22 protein-coding genes are annotated in these 26,508 nt (G+C 68.3%); 10 read left to right on the plus strand and 12 right to left on the minus strand.

The window, feature by feature from the left end:
• Positions 1–35 precede the first annotated feature (35 nt).
• Genes ACYVF6_RS11255 through ACYVF6_RS11265 form a run of 3 tightly spaced genes read left to right on the plus strand, consistent with a single transcriptional unit; the run spans position 36 to position 1,711 of the window.
• Positions 36–539 carry a DinB family protein gene (locus tag ACYVF6_RS11255; protein WP_460519772.1) on the plus strand — a complete coding sequence of 168 codons (504 nt, stop codon included), beginning with the start codon at positions 36–38 and terminating at the stop codon, positions 537–539.
• A 10-nt stretch (positions 540–549) separates the two neighbouring features.
• Entirely contained in the window at positions 550–999 is a 450-nt protein-coding gene (locus ACYVF6_RS11260; RefSeq protein ID WP_460519775.1) for a GNAT family N-acetyltransferase, read from the plus strand.
• A gap of 7 nt (positions 1,000–1,006) precedes the next feature.
• Complete coding sequence (locus tag ACYVF6_RS11265; protein WP_460519778.1) at positions 1,007–1,711, plus strand: hypothetical protein; 705 nt, start codon at positions 1,007–1,009, stop codon at positions 1,709–1,711.
• 3 nt (positions 1,712–1,714) lie between these two features.
• Here ACYVF6_RS11265 and rhaS read toward each other — a convergent pair whose 3' ends face one another.
• The 4 genes from rhaS to ACYVF6_RS11285 are packed head-to-tail and all read right to left on the minus strand — an operon-like array spanning position 1,715 to position 6,398.
• On the minus strand, positions 1,715–2,812 hold the full coding sequence (gene rhaS / locus ACYVF6_RS11270; RefSeq protein WP_460519781.1) for a rhamnose ABC transporter substrate-binding protein: 1,098 nt from the start codon (positions 2,810–2,812) through the stop codon (positions 1,715–1,717).
• Between the two features lie 13 nt (positions 2,813–2,825).
• On the minus strand, positions 2,826–3,794 hold the full coding sequence (locus tag ACYVF6_RS11275; protein ID WP_460519784.1) for an ABC transporter permease: 969 nt from the start codon (positions 3,792–3,794) through the stop codon (positions 2,826–2,828).
• On the minus strand, positions 3,784–4,797 hold the full coding sequence (locus ACYVF6_RS11280; protein WP_460519787.1) for an ABC transporter permease: 1,014 nt from the start codon (positions 4,795–4,797) through the stop codon (positions 3,784–3,786). Before ACYVF6_RS11280 ends, ACYVF6_RS11275 begins: the two co-directional genes overlap by 11 nt.
• Positions 4,794–6,398, minus strand: coding sequence for a sugar ABC transporter ATP-binding protein (locus ACYVF6_RS11285; protein WP_460519790.1), 1,605 nt, complete (start codon positions 6,396–6,398; stop codon positions 4,794–4,796). Before ACYVF6_RS11285 ends, ACYVF6_RS11280 begins: the two co-directional genes overlap by 4 nt.
• 353 nt (positions 6,399–6,751) lie before the next feature.
• On the opposite strand from ACYVF6_RS11285, the gene ACYVF6_RS11290 reads away from it, so the two are divergent.
• Positions 6,752–7,828: a 3-deoxy-7-phosphoheptulonate synthase gene (locus tag ACYVF6_RS11290; RefSeq protein ID WP_460519793.1), complete on the plus strand. Its 1,077-nt coding sequence runs from the start codon at positions 6,752–6,754 to the stop codon at positions 7,826–7,828.
• Between the two features lie 82 nt (positions 7,829–7,910).
• On the opposite strand, the gene ACYVF6_RS11295 is transcribed toward ACYVF6_RS11290, so the two are convergent.
• Both ACYVF6_RS11295 and ACYVF6_RS11300 read right to left on the minus strand, forming a co-directional pair.
• Positions 7,911–8,219, minus strand: coding sequence for a hypothetical protein (locus ACYVF6_RS11295; RefSeq protein ID WP_460519796.1), 309 nt, complete (start codon positions 8,217–8,219; stop codon positions 7,911–7,913).
• 53 nt (positions 8,220–8,272) lie between these two features.
• Positions 8,273–9,514 carry a L,D-transpeptidase gene (locus ACYVF6_RS11300; protein WP_460519798.1) on the minus strand — a complete coding sequence of 414 codons (1,242 nt, stop codon included), beginning with the start codon at positions 9,512–9,514 and terminating at the stop codon, positions 8,273–8,275.
• A 100-nt stretch (positions 9,515–9,614) separates the two neighbouring features.
• Between ACYVF6_RS11300 and ACYVF6_RS11305 the strand changes: the two genes are divergently transcribed.
• The 4 genes from ACYVF6_RS11305 (at position 9,615) to ACYVF6_RS11320 (ending at position 16,005) form a co-directional block, all read left to right on the plus strand.
• Positions 9,615–10,031 carry a globin gene (locus tag ACYVF6_RS11305; RefSeq protein WP_460519801.1) on the plus strand — a complete coding sequence of 139 codons (417 nt, stop codon included), beginning with the start codon at positions 9,615–9,617 and terminating at the stop codon, positions 10,029–10,031.
• Positions 10,032–10,159: 128 nt separating this feature from the next.
• Positions 10,160–11,842 (plus strand): glycoside hydrolase family 13 protein, encoded by a 1,683-nt coding sequence (locus ACYVF6_RS11310; protein ID WP_460519804.1) that lies wholly within the window; start codon positions 10,160–10,162, stop codon positions 11,840–11,842.
• A gap of 160 nt (positions 11,843–12,002) precedes the next feature.
• Positions 12,003–14,270, plus strand: a complete 2,268-nt coding sequence (locus ACYVF6_RS11315; RefSeq protein ID WP_460519997.1) for a glycoside hydrolase family 95 protein — start codon at positions 12,003–12,005, stop codon at positions 14,268–14,270.
• Entirely contained in the window at positions 14,245–16,005 is a 1,761-nt protein-coding gene (locus tag ACYVF6_RS11320) for a glycoside hydrolase family 97 protein (protein WP_460519808.1), read from the plus strand. Before ACYVF6_RS11315 ends, ACYVF6_RS11320 begins: the two co-directional genes overlap by 26 nt.
• On the opposite strand, the gene ACYVF6_RS11325 is transcribed toward ACYVF6_RS11320, so the two are convergent.
• Genes ACYVF6_RS11325 through ACYVF6_RS11340 form a run of 4 tightly spaced genes read right to left on the minus strand, consistent with a single transcriptional unit; the run spans position 15,977 to position 20,876 of the window.
• Entirely contained in the window at positions 15,977–16,981 is a 1,005-nt protein-coding gene (locus tag ACYVF6_RS11325) for an LLM class F420-dependent oxidoreductase (protein ID WP_460519811.1), read from the minus strand. The two genes, ACYVF6_RS11320 and ACYVF6_RS11325, sit on opposite strands and share 29 nt — an antisense overlap.
• A 31-nt stretch (positions 16,982–17,012) precedes the next feature.
• The gene (gene hydA, locus ACYVF6_RS11330) at positions 17,013–18,416 is read right to left on the minus strand and encodes a dihydropyrimidinase (protein ID WP_460519814.1); all 1,404 of its coding nucleotides are present in this window, start codon (positions 18,414–18,416) and stop codon (positions 17,013–17,015) included.
• Between the two features lie 24 nt (positions 18,417–18,440).
• Positions 18,441–19,283, minus strand: coding sequence for a carbon-nitrogen hydrolase family protein (locus ACYVF6_RS11335; protein WP_460519817.1), 843 nt, complete (start codon positions 19,281–19,283; stop codon positions 18,441–18,443).
• 30 nt (positions 19,284–19,313) lie between these two features.
• Entirely contained in the window at positions 19,314–20,876 is a 1,563-nt protein-coding gene (locus ACYVF6_RS11340; RefSeq protein WP_460519819.1) for an NCS1 family nucleobase:cation symporter-1, read from the minus strand.
• 214 nt (positions 20,877–21,090) lie between these two features.
• On the opposite strand from ACYVF6_RS11340, the gene ACYVF6_RS11345 reads away from it, so the two are divergent.
• Together ACYVF6_RS11345 and ACYVF6_RS11350 are read left to right on the plus strand one after the other, a co-directional pair.
• The gene (locus ACYVF6_RS11345) at positions 21,091–22,413 is read left to right on the plus strand and encodes a pectate lyase family protein (protein ID WP_460519822.1); all 1,323 of its coding nucleotides are present in this window, start codon (positions 21,091–21,093) and stop codon (positions 22,411–22,413) included.
• 47 nt (positions 22,414–22,460) lie between these two features.
• Positions 22,461–23,540: a nucleoside hydrolase gene (locus ACYVF6_RS11350; RefSeq protein ID WP_460519824.1), complete on the plus strand. Its 1,080-nt coding sequence runs from the start codon at positions 22,461–22,463 to the stop codon at positions 23,538–23,540.
• A gap of 55 nt (positions 23,541–23,595) precedes the next feature.
• On the opposite strand, the gene ACYVF6_RS11355 is transcribed toward ACYVF6_RS11350, so the two are convergent.
• Positions 23,596–24,675 (minus strand): enolase-like domain-containing protein, encoded by a 1,080-nt coding sequence (locus ACYVF6_RS11355; RefSeq protein ID WP_460519827.1) that lies wholly within the window; start codon positions 24,673–24,675, stop codon positions 23,596–23,598.
• On the minus strand, positions 24,675–26,492 hold the full coding sequence (locus ACYVF6_RS11360; protein WP_460519830.1) for a pyruvate oxidase: 1,818 nt from the start codon (positions 26,490–26,492) through the stop codon (positions 24,675–24,677). The genes ACYVF6_RS11355 and ACYVF6_RS11360 overlap by 1 nt, the downstream gene beginning before the upstream one ends.
• Positions 26,493–26,508 lie beyond the last annotated feature (16 nt).

Below are 26,508 nucleotides of genomic sequence, written 5' to 3' on the forward strand. Positions count from 1 at the left end.
CCGCACCGAAGGATTCCACCTCTACCGTCACCGACATGGTACGAACTCTCGACTTCGACCCCGCGCCGTACAACGAGATCCCGGAGACCGACGACCGCGACGTCACCCAGCTGATCAGCTCGGCCGTCGACGAGATCCTGGACAAGGCCGAGCACTGGCTCAAGTGGAACGGCCGGCCACTCGTCGGCGACGGCAACGTGTGGACGCCGCACAAGTCGCTGCGCCGCATCACCGACCACCTGGTCGACCACCTCGCCGAGATCGAGGCCCGGCTGGCCGGCCTGCCCCCGATTCCCGACCAGTGGCACGGCCGCACCCTCACGTTGGACTCCGACTGGGCCCACTTCACCGAAGCCGACCTCGACGAGGCGACCAGCCGCCTGCGCCGCCTCGCACTCTGCTACCAGGCAAGGCTTTCCACCCTCGACGCGGCAGAGTTCGACCGGGAAACCGACCAAGGCTGGACGATCCGTCAGGTCGTCCACCATGTTTCCAACGTCACCTACTACGCGGACCAGTTGGACATTCTCAGCAAGTAGATTCAAAGGCATGCAGATCGAGCACGGAGACTACGAGCTGGACGACGACCCGGGCCGCGTCGATCGCGACGCGGTCTGGGCGTTCCTCTCCACCGAGGCCTACTGGGGCAAATGGCGCACGCGTGACGTCCTCGACCGCCAACTCGACAAGGCCTGGCGCGTCACCGCGGCCTACGACAAGCAGAGCGGCAAGCTCGTCGGCTTCGCCCGCGCGATCTCCGATGGCGAAGCATTCGCCTACCTCGCCGACGTCTTCGTCGACCAGACGGCCCGCGGTCACGGCATCGGCAAGGAGCTCGTCCGCCTGATGGTCGACCTCGGTCCTGGCCACGACTTCCGCTGGACTCTGCACACCTGGGACGCCCACGGCCTGTACAAGCAGTTCGGCTTCATCCCGCCCGACGACACGTACCTGGAGCGCGCCGCCAGGGGTGGTAAGGCTCGGCCTCCGAGGGAATGATCGAGGTGTGACCGCCCAACGACGCCTCCGTACGACCACCAAGGCGGCGGTGGCGACTGCCGCAGCCGCCGCCCTGCTCATGCTCCTCGCCGGCTGCGCCAACACCGAGCCGAACGCAGGCGAACGCGAGGTGACGAAAGCACCGAGCCCGGCCAAAACCGACAGCCGGCCCAGCGAGTCCGGCGAAACCACCACACCAGCCGAGCCGACGCCGAAGCAGAATCTCCCGGCCGGCATGCCGAACGTCATCGGCAAGGGTCTCGCCGCCGCTAAGCAACAGCTCAACCAGGCCGGCCACACCGTGCTCTCCCACGACGCGACCCCGCGCGGCCGCGTCCAGCTCGACCTCCGTGGCTGGCAGGTCTGCTTCCAGACCGTCGAGAAAGACACGACCAGCAAGCAGAAACAGCACGTCGAGCTCGGCGTCGTCGCACTCGATGAGGACTGCCCCGCCTCCGACCAGAGCCTCACGCCGGCCACGGTCGCCAGCGACGGCACGCTCCCCGACTTCAAGGGCCGCGGTCTCGCCGAGGCGACGCAGGCGCTCGGCCGCAAGGCCAGCGTTCGTCCTGTCGACGCCACCGGCGAGGACCGCAACGTGCTGTGGGAGAAGGACTGGCAGGTCTGCGCACAGTCGCCCGCGCCCGGCACCAAGTGGACCGGTCAGCCGATCCGCTTCGATGTCGTGAGATGGAACGAGAAGTGCCCCTAGTTCCTAGAAGTCGAACGTGTCGACGTTGGACTTGTCGAACACCGTCGGCGGACCGAGCACGATCGTCCGATCCGCACCGATGGTGTATTCACCGAGCTTGCCGGCCTTGAACTTCTCGCCTTCCGCGCCGGTGATCTGCCCGGACGCCAGCGCCGCACCGGCGTACGCCGCGAGGTAGCCCAGCTCCTCGGGGTTCCACAGCGCGAACGCCTCGACCGTTCCGTTGTGTACGTACGCCCGCATGTCGTTCGGCGTCCCGAGACCGGTGAGCTTGACCCTCCCCTTGTACTGCGAACCACCGAGATACCGCGCGGCCGCCGAGACCCCGACGGTCGTGGGCGAGATGATGCCCTTCAGGTCGGGGTACGACCGCAGCAGGCCCTGCGTCTCCTGGAACGACTTCTGCGGCTCGTCGTTGCCGTACGCCGTCGCCACCAGCTCGAGCTTGCTGTACTCCGGCTTCTTCAGCTCCTTCTTCATCAACGCGATCCACGCGTTCTGGTTCGTCGCGTTCGGTGTCGCCGACAGGATCGCGATCTTCCCGGATCCGCCGATCTGGTCGGAGATCAGCTTGACCTGGTTCTCCGCGATGCCCTGTGCCGTCGCCTGGTTGATGAACAGGTCACGGCAGTTCGGGTTGGTGTCGGAGTCGAACGTGACGACCTTCGCGCCACCGTTGCGCGCCTGGTCCAGCGCGCCACAGATCGCGTTCGGGTCGTTCGCGGAGACGACGATGACGTCCGTCTGCTGCTGCGACAGGGTGTTGATGTAGCTCACCTGCGACGAGGCGCTCGCCTCCGACGGGCCGACTTCCTTGAACGAGCCCTTGAACTCGCCGACGGCGGACTTGCCGCCCTTCTGGTCGGCCGTCGTGAAGTACGGGTTGTTGACCTGCTTGGGCAGGAACGCGACCGAAAGCCCTTCCTTCAAAGGCGCGCCGGGGTTCGCCTTGCCGGTCTCGGGCGCCGACGGCGAGGCGGGCTTGGTGCTCGCCTTCTGCTGGGTCTGCTCCCGGGTCGTGCCGCTGCAGGCTCCCGCGACGAGCAGCCCGGCCACCGCGACCGCGACGGCCACGGGCCGGAGCGAACGAACGAATGTCATGGTTTCCCTTCCTTTACGGACTGGCCCGGCGACCTCTGCGGAGCATCGCCGGTCCGACGACGGAAAGAATGAGCAAGGTGCCCGTGACGATCGTGAGTGCGTCCGACGACACGTCGGCGAGCCGCAGCGCGCTGTTGAGCGCACCCACCAGCACCACTGCGAGCGCCACTCCGGCCAGCCGGCCGCGGCCGCCGAAGATCGACACTCCCCCGAGCAGGACGGCGGCGACGACCGTGAGCTCGAGCCCGCCACCGTTGTCGGCACGCGCGCTGGCGTACCGGAACGTCCAGAAGATCCCCGCCAGCGCGGAGATCACGCCGCACGCGACGTACAGCCAGTACTTCGTCCATCCGACCGAGACGCCGGCGAACCGCGCCGCGTCCGGGCTGTTGCCCATCGCGTACAGCCCACGGCCCACCGGTGTCGCGTGCAGCAGCACACCGAAACCCACAGCCAGCAAGACGATCAGGGCGAACACCCACGGGATCGGAGTGCCCGGAACAGACGACGCGATCCCCTGCGTCCACTCCCTGGGGAAGTCGGCGACGGCCTGGTCGCCGAGCACGACCGTCGCCAAGCCGCGGTAGAGCGCGAGCGTCCCGATCGTGACCGCCAGCGAGGGCAGTCCGAACGCCGTGACGAACACGCCGTTCAGCGCACCGAGAGCGGCGCCCAGCAACAGGCACAGCAGCACACCCAGCTCGAGCGGTACGTTCGCCAGCCACAACGCGCCGAGTACGGACGAGGTGAGGCCGAGCGTGCTCGCCACCGACAGGTCGATCTCCCCGGTCACGATGATCAGCGTCATCGGCAACGCGATCAGCGCGATCGGCACGAGGTCGAGCAGCAGGTCCGCGACGTTACGCGAGCTGGCGAACCCGTCGACGAACAAGCCGGCCAGCACCGCGACCAGCACCAGCGCGGCGCCGAGCACGGCCTCCCACGACAGCAGGCGGCGCAGGCCGAGCCGGTCAGCGAACATGACGCCTCCGGTCCCTCAGGCGCCTCGCCAATCGCGCGGTCAGCGCCCGGTCCAGTCCGATCGCCGCCAGGATCAGCGCGCCGACGACCGCCTGCTGCCAGAACGGGTTGATCCGCAGCACCGCCAGCGCGCTGCCGATCGCCGTCAACAGCAATGCTCCGAGCGCGGCGCCGTAGACCGTCCCGCTGCCGCCGAAGATGGCGACGCCACCGACGACGGCGGCGGCGATCACGGTCAGCTCCATGCCGGTGCCGGCCTTGGCGTCGAGCGTGCCGAACCGCGCGGCGTACAACGTTCCGGCGAGCCCGGCCAGCGCGCCGCTCACCACGAACACGACGAAAAGCCTGCGCCCGATGGGGATTCCGGACAGCCTGGCCGCGTCCGGGTCGGAGCCGATCGCGTACAGCTCGCGCCCGCCGCGGTACGACCGGAGCAGGTCGCCCGCCACCAGCAGCACGACGAGCGCGGACACCGCGAGCAGGGGCACGGCTGCGAACGCGGCCGTGCCGAGGCGCAGGAACCCGTCCGGCAGGTCCTCGGCGTTGATCTGGCGCCCGGACGCCCAGAAGTAGTCGACACCGCGAAACGCGTACATCGTGCCGAGCGTGACGACCAGCGAAGGCACGCGTGCGGCCGCCGTCAAGAATCCATTGACGGCGCCGCACAATCCGCCAAGCGCCACGCCTGCCAGGACGACGAGCGGGATCGGCACGTTCGGCGCCGCGACGAAGAGGCTGCCGGCCGCGAACGCCGACAGCCCGACCACCGAGCCCACCGACAGGTCGACGTTGCGTGTGATGACGACGATCGTCTGCCCGACCGCGAGGATCACCAGGATCGCGGAGTCCAGCAACAGGTCGCGAATACTCTGCGGGGAAAGGAATCCGGGCCGGACACTCGTCGTCACCGCGACCAGGAGCAGCAGCGCCAGCAGGATGCCGAGCTCACGTGCGACGAAGAACCGCCTGGCGGTACGCGTCCCGCCTACCGCGGACGCGCTCATCCGCCACCCCCCGGATCGGACTGTTCTCTTGCTCCCTTGCCCTCATGGTCACTTGTTCTCATGTTCAATTGTTCAACAACCGTCTCCCGGGCTCGGGTGGCGGCGAACATGACGGCTTCCTCGTCGGCATCCGAACGCGCGATCTCCGCGGTCAGCCTGCCCTCGTGCATGACGAGGATCCGGTCGGCCATACCGAGCACCTCGGGCAACTCACTGGAAACCATCAGCACGGCAACGCCCTCGGCCGCCAGCTGGGACAGCAGCTTGTGCACCTCCGCCTTGCTGCCGACGTCGATCCCCCGCGTGGGCTCGTCGACGATCAGCAGCTTCGGCCTGGTCGACAACCACTTGGCCAGCACGACTTTCTGCTGGTTGCCGCCGGACAGCGTAGACACCGGATCGCGCAACCGCCCGACCTTGACGTCCAGCCGGCGCGTCCACTCCGCCGCCTCGGCACGCTCGGCTGTGTTCCGCACGATGCCGAGCACGCTGAGCGCCCACCGGCGTACGAGGGTGGCGTTCCGCTGCACCGACAGCGGCATCACCAGGCCGAGGTGCCGCCGGTCCTCCGGTACGAGCGCGAGCCCGGCGGCGATCGCTGCCGGCGGGCTCCCGGGTCGCAACCGCTGCCCTCCGACGAGCACCGAGCCGGCGTCGTAACGGTCGATGCCGAACACCGCGCGCACCACCTCGGTACGTCCGGCGCCCACGAGCCCTGCCAGCGCGACGATCTCGCCCGGACGTACCACGAAGTCGATGCCCGTGAAGACGCCCTGCCTGGCCAGGCCGCGTACCTCCAGCACGGGCGGAGCCGCGCCGCGGTCATCGCTCGGGACCTCGGGGAAGAGCGCCGAGATCTCCCGCCCGACCATCCGCCGGACCAGCTCGTCGACCGTCAGCGCTCCCGCCACGTCGGTCGAGATCCAGCGCCCGTCGCGCAGGACGGTGATCCGGTCGCAGAGCCCGAAGATCTCGTCGAGCCGGTGCGAGATGAACAGCACGGCCACGCCGTCGGCACGCAGCGAGCGGACGACCGCGAACAGTCGTTCGGCCTCCACACCGGACAGCGCGGCGGTCGGTTCGTCCATCACCAGCACACGCGCGTCGAACGACAGCGCCTTGGCGATCTCGACCAGCTGCTGGTCGGCGATCGACAGGCCGCGCGCCGGACGGTCCGGGTCGAGCCGGACGCCGAGCCGCGCGAACAGCTCCGTGCACTGCGCGGCCATCGCCGTCCGGTCGATCCGGCGGGCCAGGAAGAAGCCGCTGCCGACCGGCTGGCGGCCCATGAAGATGTTCTCGGCGACCGACAGGTCGGGGAACAGCATCGGCTCCTGGTAGATCACCGCGATGCCGGCGGCGCGGGCGCCGGCCGGGCCACTCAGCTCCAGCGGCGCGCCGTCCAGCAACAGCTCACCGGTGTCGAGAGGGTGAACGCCGGCCAGCACCTTGACCAGTGTCGACTTGCCCGCTCCGTTCTCCCCGACCAGACCGTGCACCTCTCCGGCGGACAGCGTCACGGACACGTCGTGCAGCGCGGTCACCGCGCCGAACGCCTTGCCGGCACCCCGGATCTCGAGGACAGCCTGAACCGATGCCACGCTCACCACCTGGAAATGAAACGTTTCACCGACGTCTTCGTGTCCCTGAACATAGGCCCGTGATTGTGCAGCGTCAACCGGTGTTGCCGATCTGTGAAGGACCGGGTAAGGTCCCACCTCGTGCAGCGAAGCTATTGGTATTGGTTTAGCTGGCCGGCCCTGGGTGGGCCAGGCGGCAGGCCTCTACCTGCGCGACGCCACTGACACACAACCCACCCAGAGCCGGCCGAGGCAGAAGCGATCCGCTTCTGCCTTTTGTTATGCGCCGGACCACTCTGGGGTGCGGGCCGGCGCCCGGATCGCCCGACGATGTAGTCACCTGCAGACGAAAAGAGCGCCGAAAGATGCCCGACATGAGGTCCCAGCTCCCCCAGGTTCACAACCAGCGGATCACGACCACCCGGCCGCTTTACCCTCCGGCCCTGCTCCGCGACGAACTGCCGCTCACGCCCGAGGCCGCGGAGGTCGTGCTCCGCGGCCGACATCAGGTCCAGCAGGTGCTGAACGCCGAGGACGACCGGCTGGTGGTCGTTGTTGGGCCGTGCTCGATCCACGACCCCGAGGCGGGAGCGGAGTACGCCCAGCGGCTGGCGGCGCTCAACGCCGAGCTCGGCTCGGACCTGTGCATCGTGATGCGGGTCTACTTCGAGAAGCCGCGTACGACCGTCGGGTGGAAGGGCCTGATCAACGACCCCGACCTGGACGGCAGCTACCACGTCAACAAGGGACTCCGGCTGGCTCGCCAGTTCCTGCTGGACGTGCTGGCGCTCGGGCTGCCGGCCGGGTGTGAGTTCCTCGACCCGATCACTCCGCAGTACATCGCCGACACCGTGAGCTGGGGCGCGATCGGCGCGCGTACGGTCGAGAGCCAGGTGCACCGGCAGCTGGCCAGCGGCCTGTCGATGCCGGTCGGGCTGAAGAACGCCACCAACGGCGACGTCCAGGGCGCGGTCGACGGGCTGCTGGCGGCCGGCACCCGTAACGTCTTCACCGGTATCACCGACGACGGTCTGGCGGCGATCCTGACCACGGCCGGAAACCCCGACTGCCACGTGATCCTGCGTGGCGGCCAGAGCGGCCCGAACTACGACGCCGACAGTGTGTCCCAGGCGCTCGCCCTTCTGGAGAAGGCCGAACTGCCAGAACGCGTGGTCGTCGACGCCAGCCACGGCAACTCCGGCAAGGACCACCTCCAGCAGGCCGTGGTCGCGCTGGAGCTGGCCCGGCAGATCGCCGAGGGCCAGCGCGGCATTGTCGGCGTCATGCTCGAGAGCTTCCTCGAGCCGGGTCGCCAGAACCTGGTCGAAGGCCAGGCCGGCCGGCTGACGTACGGCAAGAGCATCACCGACGCCTGCATGGGCTGGGAAACCAGCGTCGACGTGCTCCGTCAGCTCGCCGCCGCCGTTCGCGCCCGCCGCACCGGCTCCTGACGGGATCGCCGGGTGGTGGCCGGAACCGGCTCCGGCCACCACCTTGCAACCACCAGTGAACAAAGGGGAAACGAGACGTGAACTAGCGCTGTTCCTGGATCAGCATGTCCATCACAGCGCGCGCGTTGGCGATGTAGGCGATCCGGTCGATCTCTTCGGCCGTGCGCCACAACTTGCCCGTGCGCCCTTCGTAGAACGCCTCGGCAACCCGCTCGACTGTGCTCGGATGCCTAAGCCAGCTTAGGAGTCTGCGCGCTTCCTCGCTACGACCGTTGTCTCTGGCCGCGGCGACCGCGGCCGCGACCTCGAGGTCGAACTGGGACGGCACGGCAGCGGGCACGCTCGATCCCGCCCGTTCGCTGCGCGAGAACCGCCGGCGGAAACCGTCCACGATGGACACGATAACTCGCCATTGCCAAGAACAGGAGACGTGCGAGTAAACACCTACAAGCCGCGGCTCTCGGGCACGGAGTTCCCGGCCTGTTCAGATTTTTCCGACAGCACCTGCTTGAGGGCACTGCCTTTCTCCCACTCGGTCCAGGAGAGGTTCCAGTCGCCATAGCCGTTGCCAGTAACGGCCATCTGCTCGCCGCTGCTGCGGACGTCGACCGGATCGCCAACCTGTGTGTGGTTGTACAGCCACGCGGAGTCGCTCGTGCTCATTCCGACACAACCGTGGCTGACGTTGGAGTTGCCCTGCGCCCACGTCGACCACCACGCCGTGTGCAGGAACTCACCCGACCACGTGACGCGCATGGCGTACTTCGCCACGAGGTCGTAGTCTTCGGGCGCGTTGATCTGCTCGTTCTTGAAGCGGTGATACATCTCGCGGCCGAGCACGACCTTGATGCCGTCGCGAGTTCTCCAGCCCGCCTTGCCTCCCGTCACGGGAATGGTCCGGGCGAGCTTGCCGTCGAGATAGACCCGCGCGTTGTGATCGAAGAGGTCGACGTTCGTCACCACCGACCGGCCGATCCGAAACTTGTGTACGACATCGCGAACTCCCCAGGCACTCCTGCCTGTGCCCACCCCGCGCAAGTTCAGCTTGACGGTTACGTCGGTGTGAGCCGGCCAGTAGCTCTTCGGCCGATAGTGCACCTCGTCGTCGCCGAACCAGCGCCACGCGCCGAGCACCGGCTTGGACGTCTCGACCCGCAACCGGTCCTCGACCGCCGCCTTGTCCTTGACCGGACGGTCGAACGTCACGATGACCGGCATGCCGACGCCGTAGGTCTCGCCGGACTTCGGCTCGACCTCGGCGCTGACGATCTCCGAGGGCTTCAGGGTGTGGAAGGTACGTGCCGCCTTCGCCTGCGCGCCGTTCTCACCCGTCGCGACCGCGGCCACGCGGTAGGTGGTGTCGCGCCGGAGGTCGGCGCTGCTGATCCAGCCGGTGCTGTCGGCGTTGAGCCGGCCGGCCAGAGCCTTGCCGTCGGAGGTGGTCACCCGCACCGACCGCAGCCTGCCGCCGACGACACCCACCTGGACCGGCTGGTCCAGGCGTACCTTCTTGGCACCGTCGTCGGGCGAGATGACGAAGGCCGCCGCTCGTTTGGGCGCGGGCGTGGTGGGCGCGGACGTGGGCTCCGGGGACACCTGCGGGTCCTCGACACCGCCCGCGACGCCGCAGCCGGCCGTCACCAGCAGCAACCCAGCGACGGCCAGCGCCGAGTTGATCTTGTTCACAGCCTCTTGCATACCCAAAATCCCCGTCATCTGATCACTTGATGCAACCAATTGGCTACGCAGTTGGTTGTGCGGGAGCAGCTTGCCACAATGGGTGCCGATGACCGAGCAGACGACACCGACGTTCTACGACGAAATCGGTGGACACGAGACCTTCACCCGGCTGGTCAAGCGCTTCTACGAAGGCGTGGCCACCGATCCGGAGCTGCGTCCGATGTACCCCGAGGAAGACCTCACCGGTGCCGAGGACCGCCTGCGGATGTTCCTCGAGCAGTACTGGGGCGGCCCGCGCACCTACTCCGAGCAGCGCGGCCACCCGCGGCTGCGGATGCGCCACGTCCCGTTCGCGGTCACCGAGCGTGCCAAGGACCGCTGGCTCCACCACATGCGCGCCGCGATCGACGAGCTCGACCTCGACGCCGAACACGAGCAGCAGCTGTGGGCCTACCTCGTGATGGCCGCGCACTCGATGATCAACACGCTCGACGAGCCGCCGCGGGGCAACCTGCTCGGCTGACGGTCTTCCTTCCTCTTTGGCCAGGATGAACACAGCAGCGCGAAGCGCTTCCTCCAGGGGTGGAGGTCGGGGCTGTGGACGGCGTAGGCTCGGGCTTTTGCACGTACGTCAAGGGAGGATGACGCTGCATGGCAATCGGCACCAACCAGGCCGGTCCGGCGTGGTGGCGCAGCGCCGTGATCTACCAGATCTACATCCGGAGCTTCGCCGACGGCAACGGTGACGGGATCGGCGACATCGCGGGGATCCGATCGCGACTGCCATACCTGGCCGGGCTCGGCGTCGACGCGATCTGGATCACGCCGTGGTACCCCTCGCCGATGGCCGACGGCGGCTACGACGTCGCCGACTTCCGCGACATCGAGCCGGAGTTCGGCACGCTCGCCGAGGCCGAGCAACTGATCGCCGAGGCGCACGGGCACGGCCTGCGGGTGATCCTCGACATCGTCCCGAACCACACGTCCGACGCACACGACTGGTTCCAGGCCGCCCTGCAGTCCGACCCCGGCTCACCCGAACGCGCGCGCTACTGGTTCCGCGACGGGCGCGGCCCGGACGGTGCGTTCCCGCCCAACGACTGGAAGTCGGTGTTCGGCGGCCCGGCATGGGCGCGGCTGCACGACGACGAAGGCGTACCCGAGCAGTGGTACCTCCATCTGTTCGCTCCGGAGCAGCCCGACCTGAACTGGTCGAACCCCGAGGTGCGGACGGAGTTCGAGGACGTCCTGCGGTTCTGGTTCGACCGCGGCGTCGACGGCTTCCGGATCGACGTCGCGCACGGCCTGGCCAAGCATGCCGGGCTGCCGGACGTAGGCAGCCAGGACAAGGAGGAGCTGCTCGCCGAGCACGACGACCAGCCCGACCACCCGCACTGGGACCGCGACGAGGTGCACGAGATCTACCGCGACTGGCGGGCGATCGCCGACTCCTACACCGGCAGTGAGCAGGGCGGGCGCGTGTTCGTCGCCGAGGCCTGGGTCGGCACGAAGCTGGACCGGCTCGGCAACTATCTGCGTCCGGACGAGCTGCACACGGCGTTCAACTTCGACTTCCTCAGCTGCCCGTGGGAGGCCGAGCGCATGCGTACGGTGATCGACCGCACGCTGACCACGCTCGGCAAGGTGGACGCGCCGGCGACCTGGGTGCTGTCCAACCACGACGTGCCGCGCGAGGTGACGCGGTACGGCCGGGCGGACACGTCGCTGGCCTCCGCTCGATCGGGCGGACCGGCCGACCTCGAGCTCGGCAGGCGGCGGGCCCGGGCGGCGGCGCTGCTGATGCTGGCGCTGCCGGGCGGGGCGTACATCTACCAGGGCGAGGAGCTCGGGCTGCCCGAGGTCGACCTGCCGGCCGAAGTGCTGCAGGACCCGATCTGGGAGCGCTCCGGCCACAAGCACAAGGGCCGGGACGGCTGCCGCGTGCCGCTGCCGTGGTCGTCCGACGCGACGGCGTACGGCTTCGGAGAGGGCCGGCAGCCGTGGCTGCCGCAGCCGTCGGAGTGGAAGCCGCTGTCGGTCGAGGCCCAGGTCAACGACGCCGACTCGATGCTCGCGCTGTACCGCGCGGCGATCGCGCTGCGCCGGAGCCTGCCCGGGCTCGTCGAAGGCGAGCTGCACTGGCTGGACGACGAGCCGTCGGACACCCCGGACACGCTGGCGTTCGGTCGCGGACCCGGCTTCGCCTGCGTGGTCAACCTCGGCACCGCCGCCGTCGCGTTGCCGGAGCACCAGGAGATCCTGCTCGGCAGCGCTCCGCTCGACAGCTCAGGCCGGCTGCCGTCCGACGCCGCCGTTTGGCTACGAATCGCCTGAGCTGTACGCCTCGAGGGGTGGCCGGGCGCTGACCTGTTCCGGCCGCCCTCGCGCGAAATCCACCAGGGGGTAACGCGGACGCTATAAAGTCCACAGTGGTGAAACGATTCATCATCCTGCACGTCTTGGAGGGATCGCTATTACCGAACCTGGGTCGCTCCTGCTCTGGTACGACAAGCCCGCCTCCGACTGGGAGCGCGAGGCCCTGCCGATCGGCAACGGCTCGCTCGGCACCATGGTGTTCGGTGGCGTACTGACCGAACGCCTGCAGCTGAACGAGAAGACACTGTGGTCCGGCGGCCCGGGCGCGGTCGAGGACGGGAACGCCTATCACTACGGCTTGTGGCCGTCGCCGCGGCCGGACGCGATCCCGCGGTTACGGGAGCGGCTCGCGCGCGAAGGCAGCCTGGAGCCCGCGGCCATGGTCGAGGCGCTCGGCCTGCGGGACTACGCGTTCGGCGCGTACCAGCCGTTCGGCGATCTCTATCTCGACGTGCATCCCGACCCGACGGAGGTCTCCGGCTACTGGCGCGACCTCGACATCGGGCAAGCCGTCGCGAGCGTCGGGTATCGCTTCGACGAGGTGAGCTACAGCCGGGAGTACTTCGTCAGCCATCCCGCGCAGGTCGCGGTCTACCGCCTCACGGCCGATCGTGAGGCCAAGGTCTCGTTCACCGCGAGGTTCGCCGCACCGCACGACGGCTGCTCCGTGACGGCGGCCGGCGGCCTGATCACCATCCGCGGCGCGTTGCCCGACAACGGCCTGATCTACGAGGGCCAGATCCAGATCCTCGCCGAGGAAGGGCTGATCGTCGACCGGCCCGACGGCTCGGTGTCGGTCGTCGACGCCAACGCGGCCACGATTCTCTTCGCCGCCGGGACGAACTACGCCGCGAGCTACCCCGACTATCGCGGTGCCGACCCGCACGTCGAGGTCTCGCAGCGGATCGACCTCGCGGGCGCCACGCCGTACGCCGAGCTGCGTGCGGCCCACGTCGCCGACCACGAAGAGCTGTTCGACCGCGTGCGACTCGACCTCGGCCAGCGGGCCCGGCCGCACATGATGCCCACCGACGTCCAGCTCGCGAACTACGACGGCACCGGGCCGTTCGACCGCGCGCTGGAGGCGCTCTACTTCCAGTACGGCCGCTACCTGCTGATCGCCTCGTCGCGAGTCGGCTCGCTGCCCGCCAACCTGCAGGGCGTGTGGAACGCGTCGAAGACTCCGCCGTGGTGTTCCGACTACCACGTCAACATCAACTTGCAGATGAACTACTGGCCGGCCGAGATCACCAACCTGGCCGAGACCACGCCGCCGCTGTTCGAGTTCATCGACGCGATGCGCACGCCCGGCCGGGTCGCCGCGAAACAGCTCTACGGCGCGCGCGGCTGGGTCGTCGGCAACCAGACCAACGTGTGGGGCTACAACGGGCACCGCGACCATCCCACGTCGTTCTGGTACCCCGAGGCTGCCGGCTGGCTGTGCCGGCACCTGTGGGAGCACTACGAGTTCAGCGGCGACATCGGCTTCCTGCGCGACACCGCGTACCCGATCCTGGCCGACACCGCCTTGTTCTGGCTCGACTTCCTGGTCGAGGACCCGGCCGACGGAACGCTGGTCGTCTCGCCGAGCTTCTCGCCGGAACAGGGCCTGGTCACCGTCGGCGCCTCGATGGGGCAGCAGATCGTGTGCGACCTGTTCACCACGACGCTGGCCGCCGGCGAGCGGCTGGGCACGGAGACCCAACTGCACAAGGACCTTCGGCACGCGCTGGACCGGCTCGACTCCGGCCTGCGCGTCGGCTCGTGGGGTCAGCTGCAGGAGTGGAAGCCCGATCTCGACGATCCGGCCAACCAGCACAGGCACACCTCTCACCTGTACGCCCTGCACCCGTCCGGGCAGATCTCGCCGCGGTCGGCGCCTGAGCTCACCGAAGCCGCGAAGGTCACGCTGAAGGCCCGCGGCGACGGCGGCACCGGATGGAGCAAGGCCTGGAAAATCAACTTCTGGGCCCGCCTGCTCGACGGCGACCACGCCCACCTGATGCTGTCGGAGCAGCTCATCCACTCCACGTTGCCGAACCTCTGGGACACCCATCCCCCGTTCCAGATCGACGGCAACTTCGGCGCGACGTCCGGCGTCGCCGAGATGCTGCTGCAGAGCCATGACGGCGCCATCGACGTACTGCCGGCACTGCCTTCGGCCTGGCCGGAAGGTGCGGTCGAGGGCCTGCGCGCACGCGGGGGTGTGGAGGTCGACATCACCTGGCAGGGCGGCCGGGCCACGCAGATCGTCGTGCGACCGAGCCGGGACGGGTCGTTGCGGATCCGCACCGGGCACGACGAGGAGCTGACGTTCGAGGCTGTGGCCGGGCAGCAGTACGTGATAGCGAGGAGCGCCGATGAGCAGCTGGACCTGCGGCACTGAGGACGGAATCCTCGCCACGGTTTCGCTCTCGGAGGAAGGCGCGCTGACGCTCGCGGTTCGTTCTGGTGGGCGCGATGTGCTGTTGCCGTCCAGGCTGGGGATTCGCGCGACGCACAAGGACTTCTCGGACGGGCTGACGTTCGTCTCCGCGACCTCGGGCGTCGTCGACGACTCGTACACCACGGTGATCGGGCGCCGCCGTTCGCACACCTACCACGCGGACGAGCTGGTGCTGCACTTCCGCAAGGGCAGGCACCGGCTGGAGCTGCACGTGCGGGTCTCGGCCGACGGCGTGGCGTACCGCTATGTCGTGCCGTGGACGGCACCGGTCACGATCTGCGGCGAGGCAACGCGTTACGTGGTACCGCCCGACGCGCGTTCGGTGTTGCTGCCGTACGACAACGGGCGGCAGGACTACGAGACGATCCACGAGCACGCGACGGTCGCCACCGCGACGCCGGACATCTACGGCTATCCGGCGCTGTTCCGCGTCGGTGACACCTGGATGCTCGTCACGGAGTCGGACCTGGACGGCCGCTACGCCGGGTCGCAGCTGGTGCTCGACGGTGACTCCCGTGAGTTCCGGCTCGTGCTGCCGGATCCCTATGTCACAAGCGAAAGTCCTCTGGTCACGCCGTGGCGTACCATGATCATCGGCTCGCTGGCGACGGTCGTGGAGAGCTCGCTGATCACGAGCCTGGCGCCGGCGGCCCGATTCAGTGACACGTCGTGGGTGCGACCCGGCATCGCGGCCTGGTCGTGGTGGTCCGACGGCGAGAGCTCCCGCGATCCCGAAGCCCAGAAGGCGTTCGTCGACTTCGCGAGCTCGGTCGGCTGGGCCTACGTCCTGGTCGACGCGGGGTGGAAGGCCGACTGGGTGCCTGAGCTGGTGACGTACGCTCGGGCGCGGAACGTCGGCATCTGGCTGTGGGACCGCTGGCAGAACCTCGACTCCGCACGGGAACATCGAGAGCGGCTCGGCCTGTGGCGTGAGTGGGGCGTCGTGGGCGTGAAGATCGACTTCACCGAATCCGACGGGCAGGACCGGATGCGCTGGTTCGACCGCTGCCTGGAGGCGACGGCCCACCACCGTCTGATGGTCAACTTCCACGGCGGCACGATCCCGCGCGGCCTGGAGCGGACCTGGCCGCACTTCATGACCGCGGAGGCCGTGAAAGGCGCGGAGAACATCAAACCCAACAGGGGCAAGGATCCGCTGCCACCTCGGCACTACGTGACGCTTGCGTTCACGCGCAACGTCCAGGGCCCGATGGACTTCACGCCGGTGACGTTCACCTCCGAACGCGAGATCACCGCTTCGCACGAGCTGGCGCTCGCCGTGCTGTACGAGTCGGGGGTGCAGCACTTCGCCGACAGCGTGGAGTCGTACCGCAACCGCCCGGTCGAGCTGGGCCTGCTGTCCCGCGTCCCTTCCGTATGGGACGAGACCCGCCTCCTCTCGGGCGACCCCGCCACCCACGTCGTCCTCGCCCGCCGCCACGACACGACCTGGTACATCGCCGGCGGCTACGCGACGGACACCGCCCAGACCGCCGAGGTCGCGCTACCGTTCCTGCCCGAGGGCGACTGGACGGCGGAGCTCTACCACGACTCCCCCACCACCCCACACGACGAGGTCACCTACACCTCGACCACCACGACCCGCGCCGACACCCTGAAGCTCCCCATCGCCCCCAACGGCGGCTTCACGCTACGGCTGACACCGAAGGAATGATGTCGCGGCCGTAGGCGGTGAGGGTCTTTTCGGCCTCGTCGTGCATGAGGTAGAGGGCGAAGTTGTCGACGCCGATCTCCGCCAGCTCCTGCAGGCGGTCGATGTGGGCCGACGCAGGGCCGACGAGGCAGAAGCGGTCGACGATCTCGTCGGGGACGAAGTCGGTGGAGGGGTTGCCGGCGCGACCGTGGTGGGAGTAGTCGTAGTCCTGACGGCCGGCGATGTAGTCGGTCAGGGCGTTCGGCACCGGGCCGGACGTGCCGTAGCGCGCGACCAGGTCGGCCACGTGGTTGCCGACCATGCCGCCGAACCACCTCAGCTGGTCCCGCTGATGCGCGAGGTCTCCACCGACGTACGCCGGAGCCGCGACGCACATGGTGATGGAGGAAGGATCGCGGCCGGCCTCGAGCGCCGCGGTGCGGACGGAGCCGATCGTCCAGCGGGCGATGTCGGGGTCGGCTGTCTGCAGGATGAAGCCGTCGGCCACCTCACCGACCAGCCGCAGCGCACGCGGCCCGTACGCCGCGAGCCAGATCGGCAGCCTGCCGTCACGCACCCACGGGATACGCACGGGCACGCCGTGATGGACGACCTCGCGGCCTTCGGCGAGCTCGCGGATCACGTGGATCGAGTCGCGAACGGTCGCGAGCGTGGCGGGTTGCTGGCCGATCACCCGCCTGGCCGAGTCGCCGCGACCCATGCCGCAGACCGTGCGATTGCCGTACATGTCGTTGAGTGTCGCGAACAAGGACGCGATGACCGACCAGTCGCGCGTGCTCGGATTCGTCACCATCGGCCCGACCCGCAACGTCGTTGTCGCCGCCAGCGCGGCGGAGTAGATGACGAACGGCTCCTGCCACAACACGTGGGAGTCGAACGTCCAGCCGTAGCCGAAGCCGTTGTCCTCCGCTGCCCGCAGCCCTTCGACCACCGCTCGCGCGGGCGGGTCGGTCTGCAGCACCACCCCGAACTCCATCAGCAGCTCTTTCTTCGAACTCCTACGACTTCTATGTGAGGTACTGGCACAGGTCGCGCTCCAGGAACACACCGTGCCCGGTGTCGCCGTGGAACCCGTCGCTGTCGACGACGACCTTCCCACGCGACAGTACGGTCTCGACCTTTCCGACGATCTCCTTGCCTTCGTAGGCGGAGTAGTCGACGTTCATGTGATGCGTCTCGGCCGACAGAGTCTGCGTAACCGACGGATCGTAGACCACGATGTCGGCGTCCGACCCGGCAGCGATGACGCCCTTACGAGGATAGAGACCGAACATCCGCGCCGGCGTGGTCGCGCTGATCTCGACCCAGCGCTGCAACGTGATCTCGCCCGCGAGTACGCCCTGGTGCAGCAGGTCCATCCGGTGCTCGACGCCCGGCATGCCGTTGGGAATCTTCGAGAAGTCGCCGATGCCGAGCTCCTTCTGCTCCTTGAAGCAGAACGGGCAATGGTCGGTTGACACGACGGACAGATCGTTCGTACGCAGCCCACGCCACAGCGCCGCCTGGTGCTCGACCGGACGCAGCGGCGGCGAGCAGACGTACTTGCTGCCTTCGAATCCAGGCCGCCCGAGGTCGTCCAAGGACAGGAAGAGGTACTGCGGGCAGGTCTCGGCGAAGGCGTTCTGACCGGCGTTTCGCGCGGCGGCCACGGCCTCCAGCGCGGGAGCGGCCGACAGGTGCACGATGTACAAGGGAGCGCCGGTGACCCGAGCCAGCGTGATCGCCCGGTGCGTCGCCTCGGCTTCCAGCTCGGGCGGGCGGGTCAGCCCGTGATAGAGCGGATCGCTCTGCCCGGAGGCGAGCGCCTGCGCGACCAGCTGGTCGATCGCGATGCCGTTCTCCGCGTGCATCATGACCAGCGCACCGGTGTCGGCGGCCTTCTGCATCGCGCGCAGGATCTCGCCGTCGGTGGCGTAGAAGACACCGGGATAGGCCATGAACATCTTGAAACTGTTGACGCCCGCGTCGATGCAGGCCTCCATCTCCTTCAGCGTCGTGTCGTTGACATCGGAGATGATCATGTGGAAGCCGTAGTCGATGACGCAGTTGCCGTCGGCCTTCTCGTGCCACTTCTCCATGGCCGCCAGCAGCGACGTCCCCTTCGGCTGCACGGCGAAGTCGATGATCGTCGTGGTGCCGCCCCAGGCTGCGGCGGTCGTGCCGGTCTCGAACGTGTCGGCGGAGAACGTGCCACCGAACGGCATCTCCATGTGGGTGTGGGCGTCGATGCCGCCCGGCAGGACGTACTTGCCGGTGGCGTCGATCACGCGGTCGGCGTCGGACGCCCAGAAGTCGGCGAAGCCGGAGTCGCGCGCGGCGAGCGCCTCGATCCGTTCACCCTCGACCAGGACGTCGGCCTCACTGACGCCGGTCGCGCTGACGACCGCTCCGTTGCGGATGACGATGCTCATGTTGTGTGTCGCCTCCCGAGGCGATCAGGGAGTGGTGAGTGCGTTGTAGGTCTCCGGCCGGCGATCGCGGTAGAACGCCCACAGGTCGCGTACTTCGGCCAGCTGCTCCATGTCGAGGTCGCGCACCAGCACCTCGTCGTCGGTGTCGGAGGCGGCGTCGCCGATCAGCTGGCCACGCGGGTCGACGAAGTAGGACTGGCCGTAGAAGTCGTTGTCTCCAAGGGGTTCCACGCCGACGCGGTTGATCGCGCCGACGAAGTATTCGTTGGCGACGGCGGCGGCCGGCTGCTCCAGCCGCCAGAGGTACTGCGAGAGCCCACGGCTGGTCGCCGATGGATTGAACACGATGCGCGCGCCACCAAGGCCGAGCGCCCGCCAGCCTTCGGGGAAGTGCCGCTCGTAGCAGATGTAGACGCCGATCTTTCCGACGGCGGTCTCGAAGATGGGATAGCCGAGGTTGCCGGGCCGGAAGTAGAACTTCTCCCAGAAGCCCTTGACCTGGGGAATGTGGTTCTTGCGGTGCTTACCGAGATAGCTGCCGTCGGCGTCGATCACGGCGGCGGTGTTGTAGTAGACGCCCGGCTGCTCCTCTTCGTACATCGGAACGACGAGCACGACGCCGAGCCGGCCCGCGAGCTCACGCATCAGTGCCGTCGTGGGGCCGTCGGGCACGCTTTCGGTGTAGGAGTAGAAGTCGGCGTCCTGGACCTGGCAGAAGTACGGGCCGTAGAACAGCTCCTGCAGGCACACCACCTGCGCACCCTGCGACGCCGCGGTCTGGATGTGGGTGACGGCGGCCTGGACCATGGAGTCCTTGTCACCGGTCCAGCGCTGCTGAACCAGGCCAGCACGTACGATCTCGGCCATCTTGGCTGCCTCCTGCTTCTCGTAACCGAACTATGCCCTGGCCGGGCTGGTCAAAGCCTGCGCCCGGGACACGGGTGAAAGTGCGCACAGCGCGAGGTAGATCAGCAGGCCGGCCGCCAGCCCGACCGCCCAGCTGTAGTCGTAGAGCGGCTTCAGGAACGGGATCAGCCCGCCGGCTGGGAACGGTCCCTGCCCGGGGTTGGAGTGGGCGCCGCCAACGGCGAGCACCGCACCCAGCAGCATGGCAGCGACCGCACGGAGGTTCCAGCCGCCCGTGAACCAGTATCTGCCGCCCGGCTGATAGAGGTCGGCCAGCTCGATCCTGGTCCGGGCGAGAATCCAGTAGCCCGCGATCAGCACGCCCGCGATGGAGGCGAGCACACCGCCGTAGAAGCCCAGCCAGACGAAGATGTAGACGCTCTCGCTCGAGAGCAGCTTCCAGGGTTGGATGAGGACGCCGATCACGGCGGTCAGCAGCCCGGCCGTACGGAACGTCAGCAGCTTCGGCACGGCGTTGGAGAAGTCGTACGACGGGCTGACGACGTTGGCCGCGACGTTGGTCGTCATCGTGGCCAGGATCGCCATTACCAGGCCGAGGATGACGATGACGGGGTTGTCGAACCGGGTGGCCAGCTGGACGGGATCCCAGATCGCTTCACCGTAGATGACGATGCTGCCGGATGTCACGATGATCGAGATGATGGCGATCAGCGACATCGTCGTGGGCAAGCCCACGATCTGCCCGATCGTCTGCTGCCGCTGGCCCTGGCCGAAGCGCGTGAAGTCGGGCATGTTCAGCGAGAGTGTCGCCCAGAAGGCGATCATGCCCATCAGCGACGGCATCGCGACGGCGAAGAAGTCGGCTCCCCAGCCGAGCTTCGACGGCTGGCTCAGGATCGGGCCGAGTCCGCCCGCGCTGGAGACCACCCAGACCAGCAGGGCGAGGAACGCCACGAGCACCGCCGGCGCCGCCCAGTTCTCGAACCACCGCAGCGCTTCGATGCCGCGTAGGATGAGCACGACCTGGAGCACCCAGAAGAACGCGAAGCTCAGCCACAGCGTCCACGGCTGGCCCAGGAACGCCGCCGCCTCGGTCCATCCGGACCCCGCGAGCTTGCCCATGATCGCGAAGATCGCCGTGCTGCCGATCCAGGTCTGGATGCCGAACCACCCACAGGCGACGAACGCGCGAAGCAGCGCGGGCAGGTTGGCACCGCGAACTCCGAAGAACGCGCGGGAGAACACGGGGAACGGTATGCCGTACTTGGTGCCGGCGTGGCTGTTGAGCAACATCGGCACCATGACGAGGACGTTCCCGACGGTGATGACGAGGAACGCCTGGAGCCAGTTCATGCCGAGCCCGATCAGGCCGGCGGCGAGGAGGTAGCTCGGCACGTTGAGGGCCATGCCCGTCCACAGCGCGGCGTAGTTGTAGGTGGTCCAGGTCCGCTCGGCCACAGGCGTCGGCACGAGCTCGGGATTGGCGAAGTGCTTCCCGGTCAGGGCACCCGGATCGCGGAGCTCGACGCGGCCGTCGTCGTACTCGATCTGCGCGGTCGGGGCCGATGTGGTCGATGGCGTGGAGTCCGGCATCGTTCACCTCGCTCTGCTCGGCGTATCTGCGGAGTGTAGTTCCGGGATCCGGCTGGGGTGAATACATTCGCGTTAACAATCTTCAATGCCGACAAACCGGGACATTGGGTGTTCGCGCTCGTCCGGGAGCGGCAATCGAACCGCCTGGACGGGCGGGGTTCCGGTTTGTACCTTGTGGTAAACGCTTTCCCCCTTATCCGTAACGGGAGTTTGAATGTTCAAACCGAGACTTGGCCGACTGGCGGCAGCGGCGGCAACGACCCTGCTCTTGACGACGGCGATGCTGAGCCCGCAGGGCGCGCAGGCACAGGCCGATGGCCGGCCGGCGTTCCCGGGCGCCGAAGGCTTCGGTGCCTACGCCACCGGCGGTCGTGGCGGCTCCGTCTACTACGTCACCAATCTCGACGACAGTGGGCCTGGTTCGTTCCGGGACGCCGTGAGCCGGCCGAACCGTACGGTCGTGTTCGCGGTCGGCGGCATCATCACGCTCGAGTCACGGGTCAGCGTCGCACCGAACCTCACGATCGCCGGTCAGACCGCCCCCGGCGGCGGCATCACCATCTACGGCGACGGCCTGTCGTTCACGGGCGCGGACAACACGATCGCGCGCTACTTCCGCGTACGGCAAGGCGTTGGCGGCACCTCCGGCACCGACACGATCGGCATCACGTACGGCAAGGACCTGATCTTCGACCATCTGTCGGTCAGCTGGGGACGTGACGAGAACTTCTCCGTGACGGCCGGGGACCTGAACAAGCCGCTCGACGAGCAGCCGGTGAACATCACGATCCAGAACTCCATCATCAGCCAGGGACTGGATCCACACTCGGCCGGCGGGCTGATCGAGTCGGCCGGGCCGATCAGTATCCTGCACAATCTCTATGTCGACAACAACATCCGGTCGGTCAAGGCGAAGGGCGTGCACCAGTACGTCAACAACCTCGTCTACAACTGGCGGACGGAGGGATTCATCCTCGGCGGGTCGCAGTACATCTCGCGGGCGAACATCGAGAACAGCTACTTCATCGCCGGGCCGGAGACGGTGACCGAGCCGTTCATCCGTGGCAACGAGAACTTCAACCTCTATGCCAGCAAGAACTTCCACGATCCCGACCGCGACGGCACGCTGAACGGCTACGAGATGCCGCGCGAGGAGTACACCACGGTCACGTGGCACGACGAGCCCTTCGACTACCCGAGCGTACGAACGTGGAGCCCGCAGGAGGCCTACCGGCACGTGCTGGCGAACGCGGGCGCGTCGAACCACCGCGACCGCATCGACCGCTTCGTGGTCGACGAGGTGAAGTCGCTCGGCACCGAAGGCGTCATCATCAGCGACGAGACCGCCGCTCCGATCAACGGCCCCGGCCCGATCGCCGGCGGCACGGCTCCTCAGGACACGGACCTCGACGGCATGCCCGACGCCTGGGAGCGAGCAACCGGGTCGGACCCACGAGTTGCCGACAACAACGGCGACCTGAACGACAACGGCTACACGAACCTGGAGGACTACCTGAACTGGCTGGCAGATCGCTGAGACCCGCGCGCCAGCAAGGCGCCAGCGCGAGTCGTTACCGTCCGGCCATGCAGAGGCTTCGTACACTCATTGCCGCGATCGCGCTGGTCGCCGCCTGTGCCACACCCGCCGTGGCCGTGCCACCGCCCGGCGACCAGATCGGGCCCGGTTCGGCGTCGCACTCCCGCCCTGTCCCGGTCGTCTACGACAGCGACCTGGACTTCGACGACGCGGCGACGCTGGCGTTCCTCTGCCAGGCACACAAGCAACGCAGGATCGAGCTGCGAGCGGTGACCGTTGTGAACAACGGCATCGGCACGGCCGGGCGTTCGTTGACCCACGCACGTACGATCCTGCGAAAGTGTGGCCTGCCACACGTGCCGGTGGCTGACGGCTCCCCTACCGGCGTACATCAGGCGCCGCCGGAGGCCCGCGAGACGTTCGAGCGCGTGCTCACCGGTGCCCTCGACGACGCGGATCTGCCGAACCAGCCGTCGCCGATCTCTGCCGCCCAGCTGATCGCCGGCACGGTGCTGGCGTCGCCGCGACCGGTGACCGTACTCGCCACGGGCCCGCTCAGCAACATCGCGGCGGCGTTGCACAAGAGCGCGGGCGTGGCGCCGCGGATCGCCCGCCTCTACGTCATGGGCGGCGCGTTCGACGTACCGGGGAACCTCTTCGGATCGACGACCGGCGGGTTCGACAACACGCAGGAGGTCAACCTCTGGATCGATCCCGTCTCGGCGGACCAGGTGTTCTCCATGGTGCCGGACGGCCGGGTGCGGATCGTCCCGCTGGACGCGACGAACCACGCGCTGATCACGCAGGCGTTCATCGACCGGCTCGGTGGCGCGGCCTCGACGGTCGAAGCGCGGCTGGTGCACTCGATCGTCACCCAGCCGGACCTGCCGCCGTTGGTCGATCTCGACATCATGTTCTGGTGGGACGCGCTGACGGCGGCATCGCTGGTCGAGGGCGGCGATGACGGGCTGGTCGGCTACCGCCTGCGGACGGTCGACGTGGTGCTGACCGGTCCCTCGTCGGGCCGAACGGTGGACGCCGCGGACGGGACGCCACAGTTGGTCGGCCACACCGCCGACGGCGCGGGGTTCGAGAACGTCTTCCTGACGATCCTCAACGGCGGGTAGGCGGGTAGGCGGGTAGCGGGTGTCGACCGGCCTGTGGAGGGCTACACCGTCGGATTCACCGGATGCGGAAGGGCTCCGCGTCCGTCACCCGGAACGTCAGGCCGTTGCCCGGATCGCCGGTGTTCAACGGAAGCTCGCCTCCGGCAGGCGGCCGCACGCCGTCGAACAGCATGGTCTCGATGCGTACGTGGTCGTGGAACCATTCGAGGTGCCGGAGGTTCGGCACCGCGGCCGCCACGGCGAGGTGCTGGTAGGGCGCCGTGTGCCCCGACAGCTCCAGCCCATGGGCCTCGGCGACCGCGGCGACCCGGAGGAACTCGGTGATCCCACCGCATCTGGTGACGTCCGCCTGCAAACAGTCCACGAACGGCGCCATCCGCTGGAAGTAGACCAGGTCGTAGCCGTACTCCCCCGCCGTGACGTCGGCCGCGACGGCGTCCCGGACGACACGCAAGCCCTCGAGATCGTCGGAGGAGACCGGCTCCTCGTACCACCGCACGTCCAGCTCCGCCGCCTCACGCATGACCCGGACGGCCTGCTTCCGGCTGTATCCGCCGTTCGCGTCGACGAACAGCTCGGCTTCGGGGCCGATCGTCTTGCGTGCCTCGGTCATCCGTTCCAGGTCGCGGCGGACGTTCGCGCCCCAGGATTCGCCGATCTTGATCTTCACCCGCGGGATGCCCTCGTCGAGCACCCATCGCGCGAGCTGCTCGTGCTGCTGCGAAGCGCTGTACGTCGTGAAGCCGCCGCTCCCGTACAAGGGGACGGTCGAACGCACGGAACCCAGCAGCCGCGCCAACGGCAGGTCGTGCCGGCGGGCTTTCAGGTCCCACAACGCGCAGTCGACCGCCGACAAGGCGAGGCTGGCGATTCCGACCCGGCCGGCGTTCCGCAGGCCGCGCTGCATCGCGCTCCAGGCGGCCGGAACGTCGTCCGGGTCGATGTCCGCGAGGGCAGGCGCGAGCAATTCGTCGACAACGGCCGCGACGGCGGCCGGACCGTAGGTCCAGCCGAGTCCCGCGAGCTCCCCCTCCGCCGCCGAGACCAGCACCATCGTCGTGCTGTCCCAGGCGAAGGTGCCGTCGGCTTCGGGCGCATCGGTTGGTATCCGATACGCCGTCGCCGTCAGGCGCATCAGGAGCTCCGGCCCGGCAAGAACTCCTGCGCCTTGGTCTTGGCACCCTGCACCATCACGTGCCAGGCGCTCGGGTCACCCTTCAGCAGCGACTCCGCCGTCGCCTTCATCTGGTCGAACGTCGCGTGCGGCGGGATCGGCGGGACCTCCGGATCACAGCGGACGTCGAGGACGGTCGGCCGCGTCGCCGTCAGCGCGCTGTCCCAGGCAGCGCCCAGGTCCTCGGGCGTGTCGACGCTGATGGCCTCCAGCCCGATGCTCCGCGCGAAGTCGGCGTACGAGATGTCCGGCAGCGTCTGGGACTCCTCGAACTTCGGCGCCCCACCCATCGCACGGAGCTCCCACGTCACCTGGTTGAGGTCGTTGTTGTGGAACACGCAGACGACCAGCCGCGGATCGCTCCACAGCTCGTGGTAGCGCTTGATCGTGATCAGCTCGGCCAGCCCGTTCATCTGCATCGCGCCGTCCCCCACCAGCGCGATCACCGGGCGGTCCGGATGCGCGAACTTCGCGCCGATCGCGTACGGAACACCCGGCCCCATCGTCGCCAGCGTGCCGGACAACGAGCCGCGCATGTCACCACGCATGCGCAGATGGCGGGCGTACCAGTTCGTCGACGAGCCGGAGTCGGCCGTGATGATCGCGTTGGAGGGTGCGCGCTCGGACAGCTCCCAGACGATCCGCATCGGGTTCACCGGATCGGCGTCGGTCATCGCCTGCCGCTCCATGGTCTCCCACCACGAGGCGACGTTCGCCTCGACGGTCTCGCGCCACTTCCGCGCGTCCCGGCTCTCCCGCCGGTCGGTGACCTTGGGCAGCAAGGCTCCCAGCGTGGCCGTCGCGTCGCCGACGAGGTTGACCTCGGTGGGGTAACGCATCCCGATCCGCGTGCCGTCGATGTCGATCTGCACCGCGCGGGCCTGGCGCGAACTCTCATCGAACGCAGGCATGAACTGCGTGTACGGGAAGTTCGAGCCGACGATCAGCAGCGTGTCGCAGTCGCGCATCAGCTCGTAGCTCGGGCGCGTGCCCAGCAACCCGATCGAGCCGGTGACGTACGGCAGGTCGTCGGAGAGAACGTCCTTGCCCAACAGGGCTTTCGCCACTCCCGCACCGGTCTGTTCGGCGAGCTGCCGGACCTCGGCGGCGGCGTGCCGTGCGCCCTGCCCGACCAGGATCGCGAGCTTGGACCCGGAGTTCAGCACCTCCGCGGCCTGCTCCACCTCCTCTGCCGTCGGCGTCATCGTCCCACGGATGTGGCTCGGCGGGCTCGAGGGTACGTGCTTGAACGCGTGCTTCGGCTCGGAGTACGGCGACTCCTGCAGGTCCGCCGGAATGATGATCGCGGTCGGGGCGCGGCGTGCCTCGGCCGTCCGGATCGCCCGGTCGAGGGCGTTCGGCAACTGCTCGGCGACGTTGACCTCGACGAGGTACTCACTGGCGACGTCCTTGAACAACGTCTGCAGGTCCACCTCCTGCTGGTAGCTGCCGCCCATCGCACTCCGTGCCGTCTGCCCGACGATCGCGACGACCGGCACGTGGTCGAGCTTCGCGTCGTACAAGCCGTTCAACAGGTGGATCGCGCCCGGTCCGGACGTCGCCGCGCACACCGCGACCCGGCCGGTGAACTTGGCATAGCCAACCGCCTCGAACGCCGACATCTCCTCGTGCCGCGACTGCACGAACTGAGGGCAGTCGTCGGCCTCGCCGAACGCCGCCACGATCCCGTTGATCCCGTCGCCGGGGTAGGCGAAGACGTGCTCGACGCCCCATTCACGTAGCCGTTTCAGGAGGTAGTTGGCAACCGTCTGAGACACGTTTCCTCCTCATCGC

This window comes from Flindersiella endophytica (assembly GCF_054779015.1).

Bases quoted from the DNA above. Each gene is read 5' to 3' on its own strand.
- ACYVF6_RS11350 (WP_460519824.1), top strand. From the start codon at position 22,461: ATGCAGAGGCTTCGTACACTCATTGCCGCGATCGCGCTGGTCGCCGCC.
- ACYVF6_RS11340 (WP_460519819.1), bottom strand. From the start codon at position 20,876: ATGCCGGACTCCACGCCATCGACCACATCGGCCCCGACCGCGCAGATC.
- hydA (WP_460519814.1), bottom strand. From the start codon at position 18,416: ATGAGCATCGTCATCCGCAACGGAGCGGTCGTCAGCGCGACCGGCGTC.
- ACYVF6_RS11335 (WP_460519817.1), bottom strand. From the start codon at position 19,283: ATGGCCGAGATCGTACGTGCTGGCCTGGTTCAGCAGCGCTGGACCGGT.
- ACYVF6_RS11260 (WP_460519775.1), top strand. From the start codon at position 550: ATGCAGATCGAGCACGGAGACTACGAGCTGGACGACGACCCGGGCCGC.
- ACYVF6_RS11310 (WP_460519804.1), top strand. From the start codon at position 10,160: ATGGCAATCGGCACCAACCAGGCCGGTCCGGCGTGGTGGCGCAGCGCC.
- ACYVF6_RS11290 (WP_460519793.1), top strand. From the start codon at position 6,752: ATGAGGTCCCAGCTCCCCCAGGTTCACAACCAGCGGATCACGACCACC.
- ACYVF6_RS11320 (WP_460519808.1), top strand. From the start codon at position 14,245: ATGAGCAGCTGGACCTGCGGCACTGAGGACGGAATCCTCGCCACGGTT.
- ACYVF6_RS11255 (WP_460519772.1), top strand. From the start codon at position 36: ATGGTACGAACTCTCGACTTCGACCCCGCGCCGTACAACGAGATCCCG.
- ACYVF6_RS11280 (WP_460519787.1), bottom strand. From the start codon at position 4,797: ATGAGCGCGTCCGCGGTAGGCGGGACGCGTACCGCCAGGCGGTTCTTC.
- ACYVF6_RS11345 (WP_460519822.1), top strand. From the start codon at position 21,091: ATGTTCAAACCGAGACTTGGCCGACTGGCGGCAGCGGCGGCAACGACC.
- ACYVF6_RS11325 (WP_460519811.1), bottom strand. From the start codon at position 16,981: ATGGAGTTCGGGGTGGTGCTGCAGACCGACCCGCCCGCGCGAGCGGTG.
- ACYVF6_RS11355 (WP_460519827.1), bottom strand. From the start codon at position 24,675: ATGCGCCTGACGGCGACGGCGTATCGGATACCAACCGATGCGCCCGAA.
- ACYVF6_RS11305 (WP_460519801.1), top strand. From the start codon at position 9,615: ATGACCGAGCAGACGACACCGACGTTCTACGACGAAATCGGTGGACAC.
- rhaS (WP_460519781.1), bottom strand. From the start codon at position 2,812: ATGACATTCGTTCGTTCGCTCCGGCCCGTGGCCGTCGCGGTCGCGGTG.
- ACYVF6_RS11275 (WP_460519784.1), bottom strand. From the start codon at position 3,794: ATGTTCGCTGACCGGCTCGGCCTGCGCCGCCTGCTGTCGTGGGAGGCC.